The following is a 19,750-nucleotide window of genomic DNA, read 5'->3' on the forward strand; positions in this document are numbered from 1 at the left end:
GTGGGCCTAGCGGCCGCCGTTGTAGGGCCCGTAAGGACCGTCACTGCTGGAGCCGCCGCCGCGGTTTCCGCCGCCCGAGATCGCGTGGACGGCCGGCCGTACGTCGACCATGAAGACGATCGTGGCGACGAGCCCGGCGATCTGGAGGAACAGCATCGGTACGAAGAGGTTCACGGCGACCGTGACACCGAGAATGATCAGCCAGAACTTCTTCGTCTGCTTGTCCGCCGCGCGATAGGCGTCCTCACGAGCCGTGGCGGAGAGGAACAGCGCGATGACGGCCAGGACGAGCATGGCCAGATTGAGCAGCCAGAGAAGAGTGCCGAATCCTTCGAGCAACATGCGGAGCACCGCCTAAGGGGTGGAGGAGACGTCGCGGCCCGTACGCCAAGGTACCTGGAGAACGGGCCGGGCACCCCCGAGGTGCCCGGCCCGCCTCCGTCGCGGGTGTGCTGTTCGCGGTCGCGGCTACTTCCCGGCCGGCGGCGTGGTCTTCTTCGCCGTCGTCTTGCGCGGGGTGGCCTTCTTCGCGGCGGCGGTCTTGGGCTCGGCCTTCGGCGCGGGCTTCACGGCGGGCTTGACCGCGGTCTTCACAGCGCCCTTGGTCTGCGCCTTCGTCTCCGTCCGCGTCTCCGTCCTCGGAGCCGGCCGGGGGGTCGCGGGGGTGGCCTTCGGCGCCGGCTCGGGCTCGACCGCGACGGCGATCTCGGTGATCTCGTCGGCGGCCTCACCACGCCAGGCGCGTACGGTCTGCTCGCCGCGCTCGGCGACCTTCTCGTACGTCTCGCGGGCCCTGACCGCGTACTCCGCGGCCACGCCCACGCTCCGCAGCGCCAGGTCCTGAGCGGTCTCGCCCAGCTTCTTCAGATCGGTGTCGAACGAGCCGATCACTTCGGTGACCTTGGCCTGAACGGTCGCCTGGGCCTCCTTGGCCTGGACCGTGACCTTCTCCTGGACGGCCTTGGGGTCGGAGTTCCGTACGGCCTCGAACCGCCCGGGGGCCTCGGCCCGCAGCTGCTCGATCAGACCGGGCACCTTCTTGGCCTGCTCGACGGCGATGTCGGCGGTACCGGCCGCGAAGTAGAGGGGCGTCGGGTCGGTGAGGGTCTTGCGCAGGTCATCGGTGATGGCCATGACTGTGGTCCTCCCGGATCAGTGTGAGGGTGGGGTGGCAGCACTGCCGTCCGTCGTACCGGAGCCGCCGGAGGAGCGCCGGCGACTGTTCCCGGAACCGCCGTCGCCACGGGTGCCACCGGTGCCACCGGCGTCCGCGTCCCGTTCGGCGGTCTTCCCGGGCTCTCCGGTCCCCGCGGTCACCGCGGATTCCGTGCCCTCCGGGCTGTCCGTGTCGAGTGCGTTCTCCTTGCGGAACGACTCGTAGATCTGCAGAAGCACCTGCTTCTGCCGCTCGTTTATCGAGGGGTCGGCGAGGATGACGGCACGCGTCTCCAGCTCCTCCCGCTCCCGCTCGTCGAGCATCCCGGCCTGCACATACAGCGTCTCGGCGGAGATCCGCAGCGCCTTGGCCAGCTGCTGAAGAATGTCCGCGCTCGGCTTGCGCAGCCCGCGCTCGATCTGGCTCAGATACGGATTGGACACCCCGGCGGCATCGGCGAGCTGCCGCAGCGACAGCTGCGCGTTGCGCCGCTGCTCGCGCAGATACTCACCGAGATTGCCGACGTTGAGTGATGCCATACGGCCCATACTGCGTCGCCCTGCTAACTATTGCAAGCGCATGCTTGCAAAAGTGACACGCGGCATGCCGTGACGTAGCTGAGGCTGAGTACGGTAGTTGTCGTCTGAGCGCGACATCTGTCGCATCAGCGTGGTTGATCCTGCCCAAAGGGTCGCGCGTTCACGATTACGCCGGTTCGAGGAGCTTTACGACGGGCAGCCCCGTCTCGCCTCCGACCAGGCGCAGGGCAACCTCGGCGCGCGCGGCCAAGTCGAGAGGGGCAACCTGCTGAACTTGAGCGGCGTGGACGATGCGGTCCAAACCCGCTCCGACGAGTGGGGCTGCGGTGCGCAGAGAAGCGTGCAGGGCGACCCCTTGCGTGGCTCCGCCGTGCAGCACGATGTTGCGGGTGCGATACAGACGACGCAGCGCGATGCGATAGGTGCCCATGACCTCGTTCAGGACGCGGCGCGGATCTGTCAGCAAGGCAGCCATCCGTTCCGCCGCCGGGCGGTCGCTGTGCTTCGTGCGGGCACCCGAGAAGTCGAAGGCGTCCACGCCCGAGACGCGCAACACATCGGAGAGGCAAGACGCACGGTCGAGGTTAGTCCTGCATGCCGCAAGGCGCTCGGACAGAGCGTCGGGCCGCGGCGGCTTGTGCCGGTGGGCGAGCGCGGTCAACTCGGCCCGGGGCCAAGAGCAGGCGATGATCACCGCAAGACGGTCGGCGGCGACCGCCTTGCCGGAACGCTCAACTTCCTGAGGGTCGTCCGGGTGGGAGAGGAGTGCCTCGACGGCGGCCCAGGCGCCGGCGACGGCAGGCCCGAGAGGGCCCTGATTGACCGGTGCGGCCAGTTCCAGCGCATCGTCGATGCGGCTGCGGGATTCATGGATGCGGTAGAGGTGCCCCTCGTTGACCAGCGTCAGTACGTCGGCGCCCCTGGCCGGCGGGGTGACGGGAATCGGCTGCGGGTGTCCCGCGACCCAGATGTACGGCAGCGGGACGATGCCCCCACGATTCCGGCGCAGGAACGAGGACCGGGCGACCATGCGCTCGATCATCTGGCGGGCCTGCTCGGCGGCCCCATAGGCGTCCAGCGCGGTGAACTGGTATAGGAACCCCCCGCCAGACCGAATGCCAGCGGTGTCGTGTCCGTGCTCGCGAAGCCAAGCGATCACTTTCCCCTTCGGCATCCAGTTCGCCAATGGTTCAGCGAGATCTCGCTGCGGAACGCTGTGCAGCGCGATCAGGACGTCGAACGAGCGGGGAGAAGAACGCGCAAGGGCCGCGGCACTCTCGGCGATGCGGGCCGTGTCCGCTCGCTCTGCGTACAGCCCCTGCGCCCAGGCCAGCAGGTGACTCGCGCTGTACCCGAGGTCCAGCAGATGCGCGGCAACAGTGCGTGAGAACCGCTCAGGGCCGGGGCGACTGCTACCAGCGACGGCGGCAGTCCAGCGCTCTAGGTAGCCCGAGCGTGCGTGATCGACGATCTCCCGCAGGCGGCGTCTGGCCGGGCTCGGGTCGGGCAGAGGAGCACTCAGCAGCGCGGTGATCTCCTTGCGCAGCTCACGCTCGCCCAGCCCCCGGTCCGGGCCGATGAGTGCGCGCAGTTCGGCCCGCTGCCAGTCACAGGCCGCGGGCGACAGTACGCCCTGGGCTTGCCAGGAACCGGCTTCCCACAGTTCCTCCAGCGCCAGCACCGACCCGATGTCCCACAATCTCCGGGCCCATGGAGTGCCTTCGTCGGTGAAATAGTCGATCATGCGTGCGAGCGCGTGTCTCGCATAGGCGTCGGGTGCGAAGTGTGATGATGCGTTCACGCCGGGTACCGTAGCGGAGCTCTCCCCTGGCGTGTTAATCTTCTGGGAGACTTAAAGGGGCACTCGCCAACTATGGCCACTGCCCCTTTCTTCTTGCCCTCTTTCGGTGACCGCGTCGAGTTGCGAGCGTCATAGGGAGAGCGCGGCGCAGAGCGTCCTGCGCTGGCTGGTGAGCACGGCTGCCACATTTGCATCTCGGTGATGACCGAAAGATGTACGAGATCACGTCAGGAACGATGCGAATTCGGCGACAGATGTCGCGCTCAGAGCTTCACGCAAAGCCAGGTCGGGACCGGAAGATGATGACACCTACCGTGCTCAGTCTCAGCGTAGCGCCTCGTGCCTCATCCGGCGGATGAGCGGTCGAGGGTGACCGCCCATGCCGCCTCGACCATCCGGAAGATCTCGTCGAGCGCGGCCTGCGGATCGGCCGCCTCACGGGCCAGCGCGTAGGCGTCGATCACGAACCTGGCGATGGTCCGGCAGGCCGTGGTGGTCCGCGACAGGCCGGGATCGGCGGCGATGGCCGCCGCCAGCGCCTCCGCGTGGCGCAGCCTCATCGACTCCTCGTACTCCCGCAGGGCGGGCGACGCGTCGATCATGCGCCAGATCGGGGTGGCACTGTCCGCCGTGCAGTGTCGCACGAGGGCCTCGACCTCGCGGCGCAACGCGGGGATGAGCGGCTCGTCCGGCGCCCGGCCGGTGACCGCGCGCGCGAGGCGCAGCTCGAAGTCTTCGTCCCGCTCGAACACCAGGGCCTCTTTCGAGGCGAAGTGGGAGAAGACCGTGGTGACGGCCACATCGGCCTCAGCGGCCACGTCACGGATGCCCACGGCGTCGAAGCCGCGTTCCAGGAAGAGCCGCAGGGCGGTGTCGGCGATCTTCTGACGGGTCGCGGCCTTCTTGCGCTCACGGCGCCCGGACAGCTCGGTCATGACCTGACACTACCAGATGCAAAAACACAACAGATTCGAAAAGCTAACCGTTAGTGCTACTGTCCGCCGCATGAAGAAAGTGAGCTTCGCCGAGTTCGGCGGCCCGGACGTACTGCGCCTCGTGGACGCCGAGGAGCCCCACGCGGGCCCCGGTCAGATACGTATCGCCGTGCGGGCGGTGGGCGTGAATCCCGTCGACTGGAGGATCCGCGAAGGCCAGATCCTGGGGGCGCATCCGATCGAGTTGCCCTCCGGAGTCGGGCTGGACGCCTCCGGAGTGGTGGACGAGGTCGGCGAGGGGGTCGAGGGGGTCGAGGCCGGCGACCCTGTGTTCGGCGAAGGTTCCAGCACCTACGCCGAGTTCGCCGTGCTGTCGGCCTGGGCCCGTATGCCCGAGGGGCTGACGTTCGCAGAGGCGGCCGGGTACCCCTCCGTGGTGGAGACGGCGTTGCGCGTCATCCGCGAGGTCGGCGTGCGGTCCGGGCAGACGCTGCTGGTCAGCGGAGCGTCCGGGGGAGTCGGATCGGCGGTTCTGCAGATCGCCCACGACCGCGGCATCACGGTGATCGGCACAGCCGGGGCCGCGAACCAGGACTATCTGCGCGGCCTGGGCGCCCTCGCCACGACATACGGCGAGGGCTGGGTCGGGCGAGTGCGGCGGCTCGGCCATGTCGACGCGGCTCTCGACCTGGCCGGCTCGGGTGTGATCCGTGAGCTGGTCGAGCTGACCGGGGATCCGGGGAAGGTGATCTCCATCGCCGATCTCGGTGCGCCGGCGCTCGGTGTCCGGTTCTCCGGCGTGGCCGGGAGCGTACCGGATGCGCTCGCCGAGGCCGTCGACCTCATCTCCCGGGGAAAGCTCCGGATCCCGGTCGAGAAGTCGTACACGCTGGCCGAGGCCGCGGCGGCGCACATCGACAGCCAGGCCGGCCACACACGAGGGCGCCGGGTCCTGATCATCTGAAAGCCGGCCCTGGCCGCCCGCCGTCTCATCCGCGGACGGCGCTCCCTCGAAGGGCATGTCTAGCGGCGCGGCTCCCAGCGGAAGAGTCGGGAGGCCAGCGCGACGGCGACGACGACCCAGGCCAGGGTGGGCAGCAGCAGCGGCAGGGATTCCGCCACGGGGACGCCGCCGTTCCAGGCGTTGATGGCCAGTTCGGTGGCCGAGCCGCCGGGGAGCAGCCGCTTGAGCAGGGTGAGTTCCTCGGTGCCGGTGATGCCCACCCAGTTGGTGACGGCGACGGCGCCGAGGCTGACGGGCAGGGTCGTCACCTGGGCGTGCTCCGGGGAGTTCGTCAGACCCGCCGTGGCCAGTCCCAGGCCGAGCATCATGATCACCGTCGAGACGACCGCCGCCGCCAGGAGGAGACCATTGGCCGGCTTGCCGGCGACCGCGGTCAGGACGACGAGGATCACGGTCACCTGGATCAGTGCGAGGACGGTGACCGGGAGCACCAGCCCGGAGAGAATGCCGGCGTCGCTCGCCGGGGTGGAGCGCAGCCGCTTGAGGAAGAGGGTCTGCCGGCGCGACGCCAGCGTCGTCACGATGGTGGCGTAGAGACCGAACGCGGCCACGGTGCACACCACCACCGCCGCGATGTATCCGAGACTGCGCAGCTCCGTGAAGGTCTCGTGCTTGTAGACGAAGAACGCGCAGGCCCCGAGGGGAATGAGGAAGCTGTTGAGCAGAACCAGCCGGTTCCGGAAGAGCTGGATCAGCTCGCTGCGAGCGATGGAGAGCATGGTGGGAGTCCTCTTCTCGGGAAGTGGCGGGAGCGGGGGCTACGCGTTGCCGATGGCACGGAAGACGTCGTCGAGCCGCGTTGGGCCGGACTGGAGTTCCCGCAGCTCCACCGCGTTGTCGTGCGCCCAGACGAGCAGGATGTGAAGGTCCTTCTGCAACTGGAAGGTCTCGATGAGGAACGTCCCGTCGCTCTCGCGCGTGGCCCGCAGCGGTAGCGCCGGCAGGGAGTCCGGAAGGGAGAAGCGGATGGCGGCCGGCAGGGTCTGTGTCAGCTCGGCGACGGTCCCTTCCTGGTGGAAGGTGCCCTTGTGCATGAGCCCGATGCGATCGGCGCGCTGCTGGGCCTCTTCCAGGTAGTGCGTGGTGAGCACGATCGTGGAGCCGTCTTCGCGCAGCCTGTCCACGGCGTCCCACAGCGCGTCCCGGGACTGGATGTCCAAGCCGGTGGTGGGCTCGTCCAGGAAGACCAGCTCGGGGTTCCCGTACACGGCGGTGGCGAAGTCCAGACGTCGCTTCTCACCGCCGGAGAGCTGGGACACCTGGGTACCGGCCTTGTGCGTGAGGTCGACGATGCCGAGCACGCGTTCGACCCTGTCCGCACGCTGGGAGAGTTCTCCGATCAGCCGGACCGATTCCCGCACCGTCAGATCCGGGGAGAAGCCGCTCTCCTGGAGCATGATCCCCATCCGGCGCCGCACGGCGCGCCGGTCGCGCGGGCTGTGCCCGAAGACCCGCACGGTGCCCGAGGTGGCCGTACGGTGGCCTTCGATGGTCTCCAGGGTCGAGGTCTTGCCGGCCCCGTTCGTGCCGAGCAGCGCGTACAGCTCCCCCTTCCTCACCTGGAAGGACAGGTCTTTCACGGCGTGGAAGTCGCCGTAGCTGAGGTTCAGATGGTCAACGTCGATGACTGGTGTCGAGGTCATGCCCCGATCTCAGCCGCCGGCACGCTCGTCCGGCAGTGGCGCCGTGTCATCACTCCGCCGTGACATTCCTGGGGGCGAACGCATGACACGGTGTCACTGGTGCCACCCGTGGAGCGGGAAGAATACTGCGGGGCAGACTCTGCTGTCCGATCCCGGAGAACCGCCCATGGACGCCAGGCCCCCGCACCTTCCGCCGACGGCCGACAAGGCCGTCCTCGGCCTGCCCGCTCCGTACGCGGGTGACGACCGGTGAGCCCGACCCCGCGAGCGGTGCGGACGATGTCCGAGTACACCGGGACGCCGCAGGGACCGCTGCACCGGTGGAACCGTGTCACGTTCGTCCCGCCGCTGGCCGTCGTAGGGGCGGTGCTGGTGGCGACCGATGCCCGGACCTGGTGGGACGCCGTCGTCCTGAGCCTGGGCGTGATAGCGGGCCTGGTGGTCATGGCGCGGTGGACGGCCGACGACACCTCCCGTGTCGCGCTCCCCTGCCTGATCGTCACCGCGGCCGTGTGGCCGTTCGGCGTGCTGGTGGCGGACAGCACCACGGCGTTCTACGGCCTGACGGTCGTGGGCCCCTATCTCGTCCCCCGGCTGCCCCGGCATCGCGTCGCGGCGGCCCTGGGACTCGCCGCCTTCGTCGCCGCGGCAGGGGCGACGAAGCTGACGCAGTCACCGGGCGATGTCCACGGCGCTCTCACGCAGTACGTCCTCGTCCCCACGGGCATCATCATGGTGGTGACCGGCCTCCACTTCGCCAACCACCAGTTCTACAAGGTCATCGCGCAATCACGGGAGCGCGAGGCGGAGCTGGCCGTCATCCGGGAACGCATCCGTTTCGCCAGTGATCTGCACGACATCCAGGGCCACACCCTGCATGTGGTGAAGCTGAAGATCACGCTGGCCTCGAAGCTGGTACGCAGCGACCTCGACCGCGTGGAGGAGGAGCTACGAGAGGTGCACGCCCTGGTCAGCGACACCATCACCCAGACCAAGGAGCTGGCCTACGCACAGCGGCGGCTGAACCTGTCCGTGGAGCTGGAGAACGCGAAGAACCTCTTCGAGGCCGCGGGCATCCGTGTGCGCGTCAACCGTGAGGCCGAGGCCGACGAGCGAGTCAACGGGCTGCTCGGCCAGGTCCTCCGCGAGACGACGACGAACATCCTGCGCCACGCGCAGGCCACACGGGTGCGGATCACCCTCTCGGAGTCGGGCATCACCATCGTCAACGACGGCGCGCGGGAGGGCCCCCTTCCGGAGCTGAGCGGGCTGGCCGCCCTCAAGGAACGCGTGGGCGACGACGGAGGCGAGCTGACGGTGGAGCAGGAGGACGGGCGCTTCGTCACGGCCGCGACGTTTCCCGGGCTCCGCCCGGCGACGGCAGATCACCACCCGACGACGGCAGACCTCCGCCGGGCCACTACGGACCTCCGCCCGACGACGGCAGATCACCGCCCGGCCACTACGGACCTCCGCCCGACGACGGCAGACCTCCGCCCGACGACGCCGCCCTCCTCGGCACGGAAGGACGACCGATGACCACCGTGGTACTCGCCGACGACGAGGCTCTTCTCCGTAAGGCGCTGGCGTCGTTGCTGACTCTCGAAGGCGAGATCACCGTGCTCGCCGAAGCGCAGGACGGCGAATCGGCCGTCGAGGCCACACTGCGGCACCGGCCCGACGTGCTCGTCATCGACCTGGAGATGCCCGGTGTGGACGGACTCGGCGCCGTCGCGCAGATCCGCCGGGTACGGCCGGACCAGGTGATCCTCATGCTGACCCGCCACGCCAGACCCGGGGTGCTCCGCAAAGCGCTGAAACTCGGAGTCCAGGGCTTCGTCAGCAAGTCGGCGGAACCCGCGCACATCACGTCGGTCATCAACACCCTGCACGAGGGCAAACGCTGGATCGACCCGGACGTCTCCGCCCTCGCCGTCGTCGACGACTGCCCCCTCACCGACCGGGAGATCGACGTCCTGCGCGTGACCCGCGACGGGTACTCCGTCGCCGACATCGCCGCCCGCCTCCACCTGGCGGAAGGCACCGTACGCAACTACCTCTCGCACGCCATGCAGAAGACCCAGACGCGGACCCGGCACGAAGCGGCGCGCTACGCGCGGGAACACGACTGGCTGTAGAGACGGCTCCGCGTCACCGCACGGGGTGGTGCCTCGCGGGGCGGCCTCCTTCCCGCGAGGCGTGTCGGTCGCGGCTCATGGCTCCTCCGCGTCCGGCACCGGTGGCGTCGCCCCACCGGCGGACAGCAGTCTCTCCGCCAGTGCGCGACAGCGACCACCGAGCTCCGGAGGGTCGAGTACCTCGAAGTCGTGCCCCAGCAGGAGCACCCGCATGAGCACGAAATCGAGATCTCCGGCGCCGCTGAGCACCTCGCAGACCTCACTCCCCCGCCGGCGTACGACAGCCGCCGACGCCGGAATCTGCGCGCGCACCGTGTCGGCCGGCGCGTGCACGAGGAAGCGCGCCCGGTGCGGGTAGACCCGGCTCGCCACACCCTCCTGTACGTACGTCGCCGCGTCGGGCGCCTCGCGCGGGCGGAAGCGCCAGGTCCGTGCGGACACCCCGGACATCCGGTCGACGCGGAAGCTGCGCCAGTCGTCGCGATCGAGGTCGTAGGCGAGGAGGTACCAGCGCCGGTCGGAGGCGACCAGACGGTGGGGCTCGACCCGGCGCCGTCGTATCCCGTCCCCGGACGGGTAGCCGAAACCGGCCTCGACCTCGTCCCGGCAGGCCCTGGCCAGTGTCATGAGCACCTCGGGGTCGACCGGCGCGCGGCCTCCGCCGAAGAACTCCACCGAGCCGGAGAGCGCGCGCACCTCGTGCCGCAGCCGGATGGGCAGCACCCGGTCGAGCTTGGTCAGCGCGCGGAGCGCGGCGTCGCCGACGCCCACGACCGCGCCACCGGCGCCGCCCGCGCCGGCGAGCAGCGAGACCGCGGTGGCGATCGCCTCCTCGTCGTCGAGGAGCAGCGGCGGCAGGTCCTGCCCCGGGCCGAGCTGATAGCCGCCGCCGACGCCCTGGCTGGCATGCACCGGATAGCCGAGCGTGCGCAGCCGCTCGACATCACGCCGTACCGTGCGCGGCGTGACCCCGAGCCGGTCGGCCAGCTCGGGGCCGGTCCAGACCTGGCGCTGCTGAAGCAGCCCGAGCAGGGTCAGCACCCGCTCCGTCGTACCCCGTTCGTCACCGCTCGCCGCGCCCATGGCGCCAACCCTGCCAGAGATAGCGGACCGATCCTGTCCGCTCTCGGTGCCAGGGTGGCTCCATGGACGCAGACGCACACGACTGGAACAGGACACTGCGCGAGCAGTGGGAGTTCCACTGGAACCATCAGCTCCGAGCCCGGCTCGAAAGCCTCACCGACGACGAGTACTTCTGGTCGCCGGTGCCGGACGCCTGGACCGTACGGCCGCGCGACGGCTCGCCGTCGCCCGTGCGGCACGGCGCCGGGGACTTCACGGTGGACTACACGTTTCCCGAGCCGGTCCCCGCGGCCTTCACCACGATCGCCTGGCGGCTCGCCCACGTCATCGTCGGCGTGCTCGCCACGCGCAACGCGGCGCACTTCGGCGCGCCGGAGGTGTCGTACGAGACGTGGGAGTACGCCGGCGACGCGGCCACCGCGCTCGACCAGCTGCGGACCCAGCTCGACATCTGGCTGGCCGGGGTGGCCGGCCTCGGCGACGCCGCGCTCCGGGTCCCGGTCGGCGAGAAGGAGCCCTACCCCGAGGCACCCATGGCCGATCTGGTGCTGCACATCAACCGCGAGCTGATCCACCATCTGTCCGAGGTCTGCCTGCTGCGCGACCTCTACGCACACACGACATCCGCTACGAACGGAGCGACCCGATGAGCCGTCATGTCCAGATCACCTTCGACGCCCACGACCCGCGCGCGCTGTCGTCCTTCTGGCGCGACGCCCTGGGCTACGTCCACCCCGGCCCGCCCGGGGTCGACCTGCCCGAGGACGCCGACCCGCTGGCCGCGTGGGACGACTTCCTGGAGCGGGTCGGCGTACCGGAGGAGGAGCGCAACGCGCGATCGGCCGTCGAGGACCCGGACGGGCACGGTCCCCGGCTCTTCTTCCAGCAGGTGCCGGAGGACAAGATCACCAAGAACCGCGTCCACCTCGATGTCCGCGTGGCTCCCGGACTGCGGGGAGAGGAGCGGATGGCGGCGCTGGAGGCCGAGTGCGACCGGCTCGTGGCGCTGGGAGCGACGCGGGTACGCCGCCACGAGCCCGCGCCCCCGCTGGAAGCCGGCTTCCTCGTGCTGACGGACCCCGAGGGCAACGAGTTCTGCCTGGACTGACGCCCGGACAGGGACCGGCTGGTCCGGTACTCCCGGTCTCCCGGTACTCCCGGTCGTCCCAGTAGTCCCGGTCGTCCCGGTAGTCCGGTGGCGGCCCCGGTAGTCCGGTGGCCCCGGTCGTCCGGTGGCGGCCCCGGTACCGCTCAAGTACCCGTACGAGGACCGCCTCGTGGTCGTCCTAGTACGGCCGGGCCCGCTTCGCGAAGGCCGGTGCCACGTTGTCCTGCGAGGCGCGCGGGAAGGAGACCGTGTTCGGGTCCCCGTCCGAGACGTACCAGTTCTTGCCGTCGGCGAGCTTGTCCAGCCACCGCGACGAACCGAACTCGGCGTCCGCGTCCTTCGGGCCCGCCGAGCGGATCCGCGGGATCGCGCCGGGTGTGAAGGTCTTGGCGAACGGCGAGACCGAGGGGTTGGCGCCCACGAGGTACACCCCGTCGTTGCGGTAGCCCGTTCCCCGCGCGGCGACGTCGGGCGGCTTGGGCATGGACCCGAAGGGCAGGGCGAGGGAGGTGACCTTGGTCCCGGGCGCGGCCTTCTCGATCGCCTGCTGTCCGCCGACGATGGCCTTCGCGGCGCCCGCCTGGTCCAGGGAGCCCAGGTTCGGGTGGCGGTCGGTGTGGTTGCCGATCTCGTGCCCGTGCTCCTTCAGCCATTTCAGCGCCTTGGCGGGACCGGTGGCCGAGAAGGCGTCCGCGTTGACGAAGAAGGTCCCCACCGGCTTGAACCCGGGGTGCTTCTTCGCCGTCTCCGCGAGGATGGCGATGGCCGAGTCCTTCGCCGGGTTCCCGCTCGCGTCGAGGCTCACCTGGCTGTTGGTCGAGTCGTCGAACGTGAGGACCACGGGGTGCGTTCCGGCCGGGATGTCGATACGGCCCGTCTGGAAGTCCCGGGCGGTGACCGGCACGTACTTCTCCCGGGCGAGGCGCTCCAGCTCGGCCCGGAAATCGGCCGGGGTGCGGTCGTAGACGCTGGCCGGTTTCGCGGTGAGCTGGTGGTACATCAGCACCGGCACCTGGCCGAGTTCATCGGCGCCGACCTCCGCCGGGGCCTTGGCGGCGACGGCGCTGGCCGCCGCGGCCGAGGCCCCCTGCTGTTCCCCGGCGGCCGGTGACGACCCTGGGGAACAGCCCGAGGCGAGCAGGGCGGCGCCCGCCAGGGCGCAGAGCGGGGCGAGAGGGTGGCGCATGAGGGTCCTCCAAGGCGAAAGTGTCGCGCCATCCCTACCGGCTGAGAGAGCCCCTGTATCGCATCGTCCCCTGGATGGCGCAGTCACCACGCCGGGGCGGAAAGCGGCCGTTCGTGTGACATCCGGTCAGAACAGGAGGTGCGACACGCCGGTGTGGCAATCAATGGAGGAACCACCCCGGCCCACTGCACGAAGGACTCATGATGACCACGAAGCGCATATCGTATGCCGCCTCCTCCGCCTACCGTCCCCCCCGTCCGGGCCGCCGCCGCGCCCTGATCGCGACAGCCGTCGCGCTCGCACTGACGGGAGCGGGCGTCGGCGCCTGGACCTTTCTCGCGCCGGGCCCGGGTGTGCACGGTCTCACCGACGGCGCGGTCCTCGACGGGCGCAAGGCCGCACAGGTCAGCGCCTACATCGATGCCGAAGCGGCCGGTGGCAAGGACAAGGTGCGCGCCACCCTGGACGGCGCGGTGGTCCCCGTCAAAGCTGAGGGCACCCGGCTGAAACTCGCCATCCCGCGCCTGACCGAGGGAAAGCACGTCCTGGTGGTGGAGGGCGACAGCAGTCTTCCGTTCGCCTCATACCGGGAGGTCGTGGGCTTCACCGTGGACACCCACGCTCCCGACCTGAACGTGGCCGACCCTGTGATCAAGAACGTCGCCGACCCCGTGACCGTCACCGGCAAGGCCTCCACCGACGCCAAGGTCAGCGTCGACGGCAAGGAGGTTCCCGTCGACAAGGACGGGGCCTTCAAGATCACGGTCCCCAAGGGCACACCCGTCGTGAACATCACCGCCGTGGACCGCGCCGGAAACCTCACCGCCAAGGCCGTGTCGACCCGGGGCCGTCGCCCCATGATCCGCGCCGCGCACATCACGGCCATCGGCTGGGCCGACAAGACCCTGCGCACCAACGTCCTCGCGCTGATCCGCAGCGGCAAGCTCAACGCCGTCGAGCTGGACGTCAAGGACGAGGACGGCGAGGTCGGGTACGCCTCCCAGGTGCCGCTGGCCCGTCAGATCGGTTCGGCCAAGGGCTACTACGACGCCCGCAAGGCGATAGCCGAGATCCACGCCGCCGGCGCCCAGGTCATCGGCCGCATCGTCGCCTTCCGCGACCCCCTGCTCGCCACGGCGGCCTGGAAGGGCGGCAAGCGCGACCAGGTCGTGCAGACCCCCGAGGGAGAGGCGTACGCCGGCGGCGGCCACTACGGAAAGCTGGCCTTCACCAACTTCGCCGACCCCACGGTCCGCAAGTACAACCAGGACCTCGCCGTCGAAGCGGCTCAGCTCGGCTTCGACGACATCCTCTACGACTACGTGCGCCGCCCCGACGGTCCGCTGTCGAAGATGCGCTTCCCGGGCATCGGTTCCGCCACGCCCGAGCAGGCCATCACCTCGTTCGTGGGCGACACCCGGATCGCGATGCGCCCGCACGCCAAGTACCTCGGCGTCTCGGTCTTCGGCATAGCCGCCACCCGGCCCAAGGAGATCGCCCAGGACATCGCCGCCCTGGTCAAGGTCAGCGACTACATCGCGCCGATGGTCTACCCGTCCCACTGGGGGCCCGGGGAGTACGGCGTCTCCAACCCCGACACCGCGCCGTACGCGATCGTGCAGCGCTCGCTCGCCGACTTCGCCCGTCTGGCGAAGGGCACCCAGACCGAGATCGTCCCGTGGCTCCAGGACTTCTCGATGGGCAGCCACTACGGGCCGACCCAGGTCGCCGAACAGATCAAGGCCGCGGAGGCCAACAAGATGCACTCCTTCATCCTCTGGAACGCGGGAGCCCGCTACCAGGGGGCGGCACTCAAGCAGATCTCCGCACACTGACGCGGCGGGCGTCTTCTTCCGCCCAGTCCGCACGTTGATCCACTCACGCGGCGAGCGTGCCTGCCCGGCACGCCCGCCTGCGCATCCGGAGCGCGCGCCACAGGAGCGCGCACCACCGGAGCGCGCACCACCGGTACGAACATGTTCGTTAAGGTGGGTTCGTGACTCCGAGAACCCCCGCGCCCCGCAGCCGCCGCGAACGGCCCGCCAAGCCCGCCCTCACCTATGAGGGCATCGTCGCCACCGCGGTCCGCCTGATGGAGAGCGAAGGACTCCAGCGCGTCACCATGCGGCGGCTCGCCCAGGAACTCGACACCGGTCCGGCCTCGCTGTACGTGTACGTGGCCAACACCGCCGAGCTGCACGCGGCGATCCTGGAGGAGCTGCTCGGCGCCGTCGATCTGTCCCCGGCGTCGGCCGAGGGCGATGACGGTGAGGGCGATGACGCTGAGGGCGACTGGCGCGAGCGGCTGGCGCGGCTGCTCGGCTCGTACACGCACGTCCTGTTCGCGCACCCCAGCCTCGCCCACTCCGCGCTGATCGCCCGTCCCTCGGGCCCCAACTACCTGGCCCTGGTCGAGGCCGTCCTCTCCCTCCTGCACAAGGGCGGGGTACCGGACGCGCAGGCCGCCTGGGGCGTCGACGTACTGCTCCAGGTGGCCACCGCCAACGCCGCGGAACATTCGGCCCGCGACCGGACGGCCGGGGCCGAGGCCGAACACCACGCCCTCGTCGCCGCGTTGCGTGACGCGTCCCCCGACACGCATCCGCGTATCGCCGCGCTCGGCGGCGACCTGACCTCCGGCGCCCCCGGGCAACGTCTCGCCTGGACCTTCCGCATGGTGATCAACGGCACCGTGACCACTCCACGCACCGCGCCGTGAGCGCGGCGGCAACCGCGCGTCGGCGCGCAGCGCCTCACTGAGCGGAGGGCTACGAGCCGAGGGCTACCGGGCGGAGGGCTCGCGCCAGACGAAGACCTCGGTGCTCGGCTGGCGTTCGGAGAACCGGCCCGACGGCGAGGTCTCCCGCAGGAGCCTGCCGAGGTCCGCCTCGAACTCGCCGCGTCGCGTCCCGAAGAGGTGCGGCGCGGATGAGGACATCGAGAACGCCCACGCCACGACGTCACCGGAGGAGCGCTCCAGCGCCTGCCCTCCGGGTACGACATACCGCTCCGGCCCCGCGAAGCCCGCCCGGCGGAGCACGGCGGCCTCGTCGCCGGGCGTCCCGTACCGCAGTACCCCGCGGCCGGCGCGCCGGACCGGGCCCAGGTACCGCCTCACCAGATCGTCGATGGCCGCGTAGGGCACGCCGGGATACGGGAGACCGTCGACGGCTCGCGTCTCCGTCTTCAGATCCGCGATATGCAGCAGGGCTCCGCCCGGCCGGAGCATGTCCCTGACCGTCGCCGCCACCAGATCACGGTCCATCCAGTGGAAGGACTGGCCGAAGGCCGCGACGGTGAACGCCCCGAGGCCCGCGGGCAGTTCCTCGGCCCGGACCTGGACCCACCTCGTCTTCCGGGCCACGCCCGCTCTGCCGGCGCGCTGCCCGGCTTCGGCGACCATCCCGCCGTCCGGGTCCACGCCGACCACCTCGGCGAACAGATGCGCGAAGCTCAGCGCGAGGGTGCCGGGCCCGCAGCCCACATCGAGCAGACGCCCCCGGCCGTCGGGCGTCAGGACCTCGGCGAGCAGCTCCGCGAGTCCGGGCGCGTACGGGAGCCGCCCGCGCCAGTAGTAGGGAGCCGCTCCCGAGAACAGCGTGTCGTCCCACTCCCAGCCCTCAGGCATCCCGCCCCTACCGCCCTTCTCGCACACGTTCGTCGACCCGCGGGGCCAATCAGTCTCCCACCGCCCCCGGACACGCGGCCACGTCGAGTACGGCCGCGTCGAGCACGGCCAGTTCGAGCCGCCGAAGGCGGGCCGGGGCGGCGATCACCTCGTAGCCGGTGATCCTCTCGCCCTCGATCGTGAAGGTGAGGGCGAGGAGCAGCCGGCCGCGCGGGGCGACGACGACTCCCACGGTTCCGTTCACGAGCGCCGCTTCCGCGAACCGTGCCCTGCGGCCCAGGACCATGGTCTCCTCGGCGACGACACGCGCCCCGCGGACCTCGGTCGCCATGCCCGGCGGCAGGGCGGCCGGGTCGGCCCCGCGTACGACGTCCGGGGCCAGCACCGCGAGAAGCGCGTTCAGGTCGCCGCCGCGCGAGGCGGCGAGAAAGGCTTCGACGACGTGCCGGTACCGGCCGAGATCGGCCGCCGGTACCGCGGGGGTGCCCTGTACCTTGTGGCGCGCGCGGCTGGCGAGCTTCTTCGTGGTGACCGGTGAGCGCTCCACGATGGGCGCGATCCGGTCGAACGGTACGGCGAACAGGTCGTGCAGTACGAAGGCGATCCGCTCGGCGGGACCCAGCGTGTCCAGCACCACGAGCAGCGCCCGGCCGACCGAATCGACCAGCAGCGCCTCCTCTTCGGGGTCGCTCCCGCCCCCGCCCCCGGCGCTCTCGCCGCCGCTGTCTCGGGCGGCCTCGATCCGGTCCGGCAGCCGCTCCCCCACCGGGTCCTCACGTCGTGCCGTACGGGAGCGCAGCATGTCGAGGCAGACGCGCGAGACGACCGTCGTCAGCCAGCCGGCCAGGTTGCCGACACCGTCGGCGTCGGCGCGGCTGAGCCGCAGCCACGTTTCCTGGACCGCGTCGTCCGCCTCGCCGGCCGAGCCGAGCATCCGGTAGGCGACCGCCCGCAGCCGGGCGCGGTGCGTCTCGAAGCGTTCCGCCAGCCGGTCCTGGTCCCGTTGCCCGCCCATCGGTCACCTTTCCTCGTCGCGCTCCGTCAACTTCAGCACATCCCTGATGACGGGGAGAGACGAGAAAAGGTGACCCATGACCACGACGACGGATACCACGACCCGTGCGACCCCGACCCCGACCCCAGCCCCAGCCCCGACCCCAGCCCCGGCCCCGACCCCGACCCCGGCCCCGGCGTCGCCGAGCGCCCTCGACCAGCCGCTGCTGCGGCCCGCGCGCCTCGGCGATCTCCAGCTCCCCAACCGCGTGGTGATGGCCCCTCTCACCCGCGCCCGCGCGGCCGGCGCGGGGCTGCTGCCGACCGGGATGCACGCCGCCTACTACGGCCAGCGGGCCTCCGCCGGGCTGATCATCACCGAGGGGACCTGGGTCAGCGAGCGCGCGATCGGCTTCGCCCGCGTTCCCGGCGTCTACAGCGAGGAGCAGGTCGCCGCGTGGCGCCGGGTCACCGACGTCGTACACGCCCTCGGCGGCCGTATCGTCCTCCAGCTCTGGCACACCGGCGCCGCCTCGCACCCCGATCACCTCGGGGGAGAGCTGCCGGCCGGGCCCTCGGCGGTCAATCCGCACGAGAGGTCGTACACGCCGAGCGGCTTCAAGGCCACCGTCACCCCCCGGGAGATGACCACCGCCGACATCAGGGCCACGATCGCGGAGTACGGCGCCGCCGCGGCGAACGCCCGGCGCGCCGGGTTCGACGGGGTCGAGGTCCATGCCATCGGCCCGTTCCTGATACCGCAGTTCCTCAACCCGCGGCTGAACCGCCGCTCCGACGGGTACGGCGCCGACCGTGCCGGCCGGCGGCGTCTGCTGTTCGAGATCATCGACGCGGTCGCCGCGCCCTGGGACGGACGGCGGGTCGGGGTGCGTCTGTCGCCCCACTGGGACGCCGGTGACCACTTCACCGCCGACGAGGCGACGCTCGCCGACTACGACGAACTCGTGGCGGAGCTGGGCGCCCGCCCCGTGGCGTATCTGCATCTGCGCGGACCGGCCCCCGCCGCGCCGGGCGACGGCCCCTGCTTCGACGCGTTCGCGCACTACCGGCGGCGGTTCAACGGTCCCCTGATCGCGAACCTCGGTTTCGGCCGCGAGTCCGGGAACGCCGTGATCGGGGCGGGGATCGCCGACGCCGTCTCCTTCGGCACGCACTTCATCGCCAACCCCGACCTCGTCACACGGTTCGCGCTGGGCCGCGAACTGGCGGCCGGTGACCCCGGTACGTACTACACCGACGGGGCCGAGGGATACGTCGACTACCCCGCGAGCGCCTGGCGGGACGACGCGCGGTAGCCCGGGGGGCCGCACGTCTCCGGGCGACGGAGGGCGCGATGTCACGTCCGACCGGGTCCCGTCCGTCACAGTGCTGACGGAGGCCGACGGAGGAATGTGACATGGACGACGAGGACGAGACCGCACTGCTGACCGCGCGGTTCGAGGAGAACCGGAACCACCTCAGAGCGGTGGCGTTCCGGATCCTCGGCTCGCTGAGCGAGGCGGACGACGCCGTCCAGGAGACCTGGCTACGGCTCAGCCGCTCCGGCGCGGACGGGGTCGAGAACCTCGGCGGATGGCTGACGACGGTCATCGGCCGGATCTGCCTGGACATGCTGCGCACGCGCGCGTCGCGTCGCGAAGAGCCGCTGGACACGTACGTCCCCGGGCCGGCCGACAGCCGCACGGGCCCGCTCGGTCCCGAGCACGAAGCGCTGCTCACCGACGCGGTGAGCAGCGCGCTGCTGGTGGTGCTCGACACGCTGACGCCCGCGGAGCGGCTGGCGTTCGTACTGCACGATCTGTTCGCCATGCCCTTCACCGAGGTCGCCCCCATCCTGGAACGTACCCCGGCGGCGGCGCGGCAGCTCGCCAGCCGGGCCAGACGGCGGGTGCGGGACGCGCCCACCGCCACCGACGTCGATCCCGTCCGCCGGCGGGAGATCGTCGACGCCTTCCTCGCCGCCACGCGCGACGGCGACTTCGACGCGCTCCTCGCGCTGCTCGATCCGGATGTCGTGGTCCGGGCCGACCAGGCGGTCGTGAAGGCGGGCGCGGCGGGCGAGGTACGGGGCGCGGCGGCCGTGGCCCGCACGATCCTGGGACGCGCCAAGGCTCTGCGGCCGGCGCTCGTGAACGGAACGGCGGGAGCCGTGGCGGCGCCGGGCGGACGGCCGCGCGTCGTGTTCGGCTTCACGATCACGGGCGGGAGGATCACCGGAATCGACCTGCGCGCGGCCCCGGAGTGGCTCGGCGGTCTCGATGTGACGATCCTCGGCGACTGACCCGCTCGGAGGGGCGACTGAACCGCACGGGCGGGCGCGCCGCACGGGCCAGGCGCATCGCTCGCGTCGGGCGCATCGCTCGCGTCGGGCGCGCGCCGCACGGGCCGCGCCGCACGGGCCGCGCCGCACGGGCCGCGCCGCACGGGCCGCGCCGCACGGGCCGCGCCGCGCCGCGTCGGCGACGAGCGACGGCGCGGCGCTCCTCCTCCCGGCC

20 protein-coding genes are annotated in these 19,750 nt (G+C 71.0%); 9 read left to right on the forward strand and 11 right to left on the reverse strand.

Annotated elements, in window-relative coordinates:
• Positions 1-6 precede the first annotated feature (6 nt).
• From ACIOGX_RS20545 to ACIOGX_RS20565, 5 genes are all read right to left on the reverse strand, one after another.
• Complete coding sequence (locus ACIOGX_RS20545) at positions 7-342, reverse strand: DUF2516 family protein (protein WP_129767151.1); 336 nt, start codon at positions 340-342, stop codon at positions 7-9.
• A 126-nt stretch (positions 343-468) separates the two neighbouring features.
• Complete coding sequence (locus ACIOGX_RS20550) at positions 469-1,134, reverse strand: hypothetical protein (protein ID WP_401914963.1); 666 nt, start codon at positions 1,132-1,134, stop codon at positions 469-471.
• Positions 1,135-1,152: 18 nt separating this feature from the next.
• Positions 1,153-1,695 carry a helix-turn-helix domain-containing protein gene (locus ACIOGX_RS20555; RefSeq protein ID WP_401914965.1) on the reverse strand — a complete coding sequence of 181 codons (543 nt, stop codon included), beginning with the start codon at positions 1,693-1,695 and terminating at the stop codon, positions 1,153-1,155.
• 166 nt (positions 1,696-1,861) lie between these two features.
• Positions 1,862-3,439, reverse strand: coding sequence for an integrase (locus tag ACIOGX_RS20560; RefSeq protein ID WP_401914967.1), 1,578 nt, complete (start codon positions 3,437-3,439; stop codon positions 1,862-1,864).
• 401 nt (positions 3,440-3,840) lie between these two features.
• A complete protein-coding gene (locus ACIOGX_RS20565; RefSeq protein WP_356514871.1) occupies positions 3,841-4,431 on the reverse strand; it encodes a helix-turn-helix domain-containing protein in 591 nt (196 codons plus the stop codon).
• Positions 4,432-4,501: 70 nt separating this feature from the next.
• Between ACIOGX_RS20565 and ACIOGX_RS20570 the strand changes: the two genes are divergently transcribed.
• On the forward strand, positions 4,502-5,395 hold the full coding sequence (locus ACIOGX_RS20570; protein WP_401767965.1) for an NADP-dependent oxidoreductase: 894 nt from the start codon (positions 4,502-4,504) through the stop codon (positions 5,393-5,395).
• A 59-nt stretch (positions 5,396-5,454) separates the two neighbouring features.
• On the opposite strand, the gene ACIOGX_RS20575 is transcribed toward ACIOGX_RS20570, so the two are convergent.
• Both ACIOGX_RS20575 and ACIOGX_RS20580 read right to left on the reverse strand, forming a co-directional pair.
• The gene (locus ACIOGX_RS20575; RefSeq protein ID WP_383962249.1) at positions 5,455-6,174 is read right to left on the reverse strand and encodes an ABC transporter permease; all 720 of its coding nucleotides are present in this window, start codon (positions 6,172-6,174) and stop codon (positions 5,455-5,457) included.
• A gap of 39 nt (positions 6,175-6,213) precedes the next feature.
• Positions 6,214-7,098 carry an ABC transporter ATP-binding protein gene (locus ACIOGX_RS20580; RefSeq protein WP_356514865.1) on the reverse strand — a complete coding sequence of 295 codons (885 nt, stop codon included), beginning with the start codon at positions 7,096-7,098 and terminating at the stop codon, positions 6,214-6,216.
• 279 nt (positions 7,099-7,377) lie between these two features.
• Between ACIOGX_RS20580 and ACIOGX_RS20585 the strand changes: the two genes are divergently transcribed.
• Positions 7,378-8,637 (forward strand): sensor histidine kinase, encoded by a 1,260-nt coding sequence (locus tag ACIOGX_RS20585; protein WP_401914972.1) that lies wholly within the window; start codon positions 7,378-7,380, stop codon positions 8,635-8,637.
• Positions 8,634-9,236, forward strand: a complete 603-nt coding sequence (locus tag ACIOGX_RS20590; protein WP_356514861.1) for a response regulator transcription factor — start codon at positions 8,634-8,636, stop codon at positions 9,234-9,236. The genes ACIOGX_RS20585 and ACIOGX_RS20590 overlap by 4 nt, the downstream gene beginning before the upstream one ends.
• Before the next feature lie 75 nt (positions 9,237-9,311).
• On the opposite strand, the gene ACIOGX_RS20595 is transcribed toward ACIOGX_RS20590, so the two are convergent.
• Positions 9,312-10,319, reverse strand: coding sequence for a YafY family protein (locus ACIOGX_RS20595; RefSeq protein WP_356514859.1), 1,008 nt, complete (start codon positions 10,317-10,319; stop codon positions 9,312-9,314).
• Between the two features lie 62 nt (positions 10,320-10,381).
• Between ACIOGX_RS20595 and ACIOGX_RS20600 the strand changes: the two genes are divergently transcribed.
• Entirely contained in the window at positions 10,382-10,969 is a 588-nt protein-coding gene (locus ACIOGX_RS20600; protein WP_356514857.1) for a DinB family protein, read from the forward strand.
• Positions 10,966-11,427: a VOC family protein gene (locus ACIOGX_RS20605; protein ID WP_356514855.1), complete on the forward strand. Its 462-nt coding sequence runs from the start codon at positions 10,966-10,968 to the stop codon at positions 11,425-11,427. Before ACIOGX_RS20600 ends, ACIOGX_RS20605 begins: the two co-directional genes overlap by 4 nt.
• Positions 11,428-11,605: 178 nt before the next feature.
• Here the strand turns inward: ACIOGX_RS20605 and ACIOGX_RS20610 are convergent, their stop codons facing one another.
• On the reverse strand, positions 11,606-12,613 hold the full coding sequence (locus ACIOGX_RS20610) for a polysaccharide deacetylase family protein (protein ID WP_401767957.1): 1,008 nt from the start codon (positions 12,611-12,613) through the stop codon (positions 11,606-11,608).
• 203 nt (positions 12,614-12,816) lie between these two features.
• Between ACIOGX_RS20610 and ACIOGX_RS20615 the strand changes: the two genes are divergently transcribed.
• Both ACIOGX_RS20615 and ACIOGX_RS20620 read left to right on the forward strand, forming a co-directional pair.
• Entirely contained in the window at positions 12,817-14,448 is a 1,632-nt protein-coding gene (locus ACIOGX_RS20615) for a putative glycoside hydrolase (protein ID WP_360419496.1), read from the forward strand.
• 161 nt (positions 14,449-14,609) lie between these two features.
• Complete coding sequence (locus ACIOGX_RS20620) at positions 14,610-15,332, forward strand: TetR/AcrR family transcriptional regulator (protein ID WP_356514849.1); 723 nt, start codon at positions 14,610-14,612, stop codon at positions 15,330-15,332.
• 63 nt (positions 15,333-15,395) lie between these two features.
• Here ACIOGX_RS20620 and ACIOGX_RS20625 read toward each other — a convergent pair whose 3' ends face one another.
• Positions 15,396-16,241 (reverse strand): class I SAM-dependent methyltransferase, encoded by an 846-nt coding sequence (locus tag ACIOGX_RS20625; RefSeq protein ID WP_356514847.1) that lies wholly within the window; start codon positions 16,239-16,241, stop codon positions 15,396-15,398.
• Between the two features lie 49 nt (positions 16,242-16,290).
• The gene (locus tag ACIOGX_RS20630) at positions 16,291-17,256 is read right to left on the reverse strand and encodes a sigma-70 family RNA polymerase sigma factor (protein ID WP_401914979.1); all 966 of its coding nucleotides are present in this window, start codon (positions 17,254-17,256) and stop codon (positions 16,291-16,293) included.
• 76 nt (positions 17,257-17,332) lie between these two features.
• Between ACIOGX_RS20630 and ACIOGX_RS20635 the strand changes: the two genes are divergently transcribed.
• Both ACIOGX_RS20635 and ACIOGX_RS20640 read left to right on the forward strand, forming a co-directional pair.
• On the forward strand, positions 17,333-18,550 hold the full coding sequence (locus tag ACIOGX_RS20635; protein ID WP_401914982.1) for an alkene reductase: 1,218 nt from the start codon (positions 17,333-17,335) through the stop codon (positions 18,548-18,550).
• 101 nt (positions 18,551-18,651) lie between these two features.
• Positions 18,652-19,536, forward strand: a complete 885-nt coding sequence (locus tag ACIOGX_RS20640; protein WP_356514841.1) for a sigma-70 family RNA polymerase sigma factor — start codon at positions 18,652-18,654, stop codon at positions 19,534-19,536.
• The last annotated feature ends 214 nt before the right edge of the window (positions 19,537-19,750 follow it).

The sequence above is a fragment of the Streptomyces sp. NPDC088147 genome, assembly GCF_044741565.1.
GTDB lineage: Bacteria > Actinomycetota > Actinomycetes > Streptomycetales > Streptomycetaceae > Streptomyces.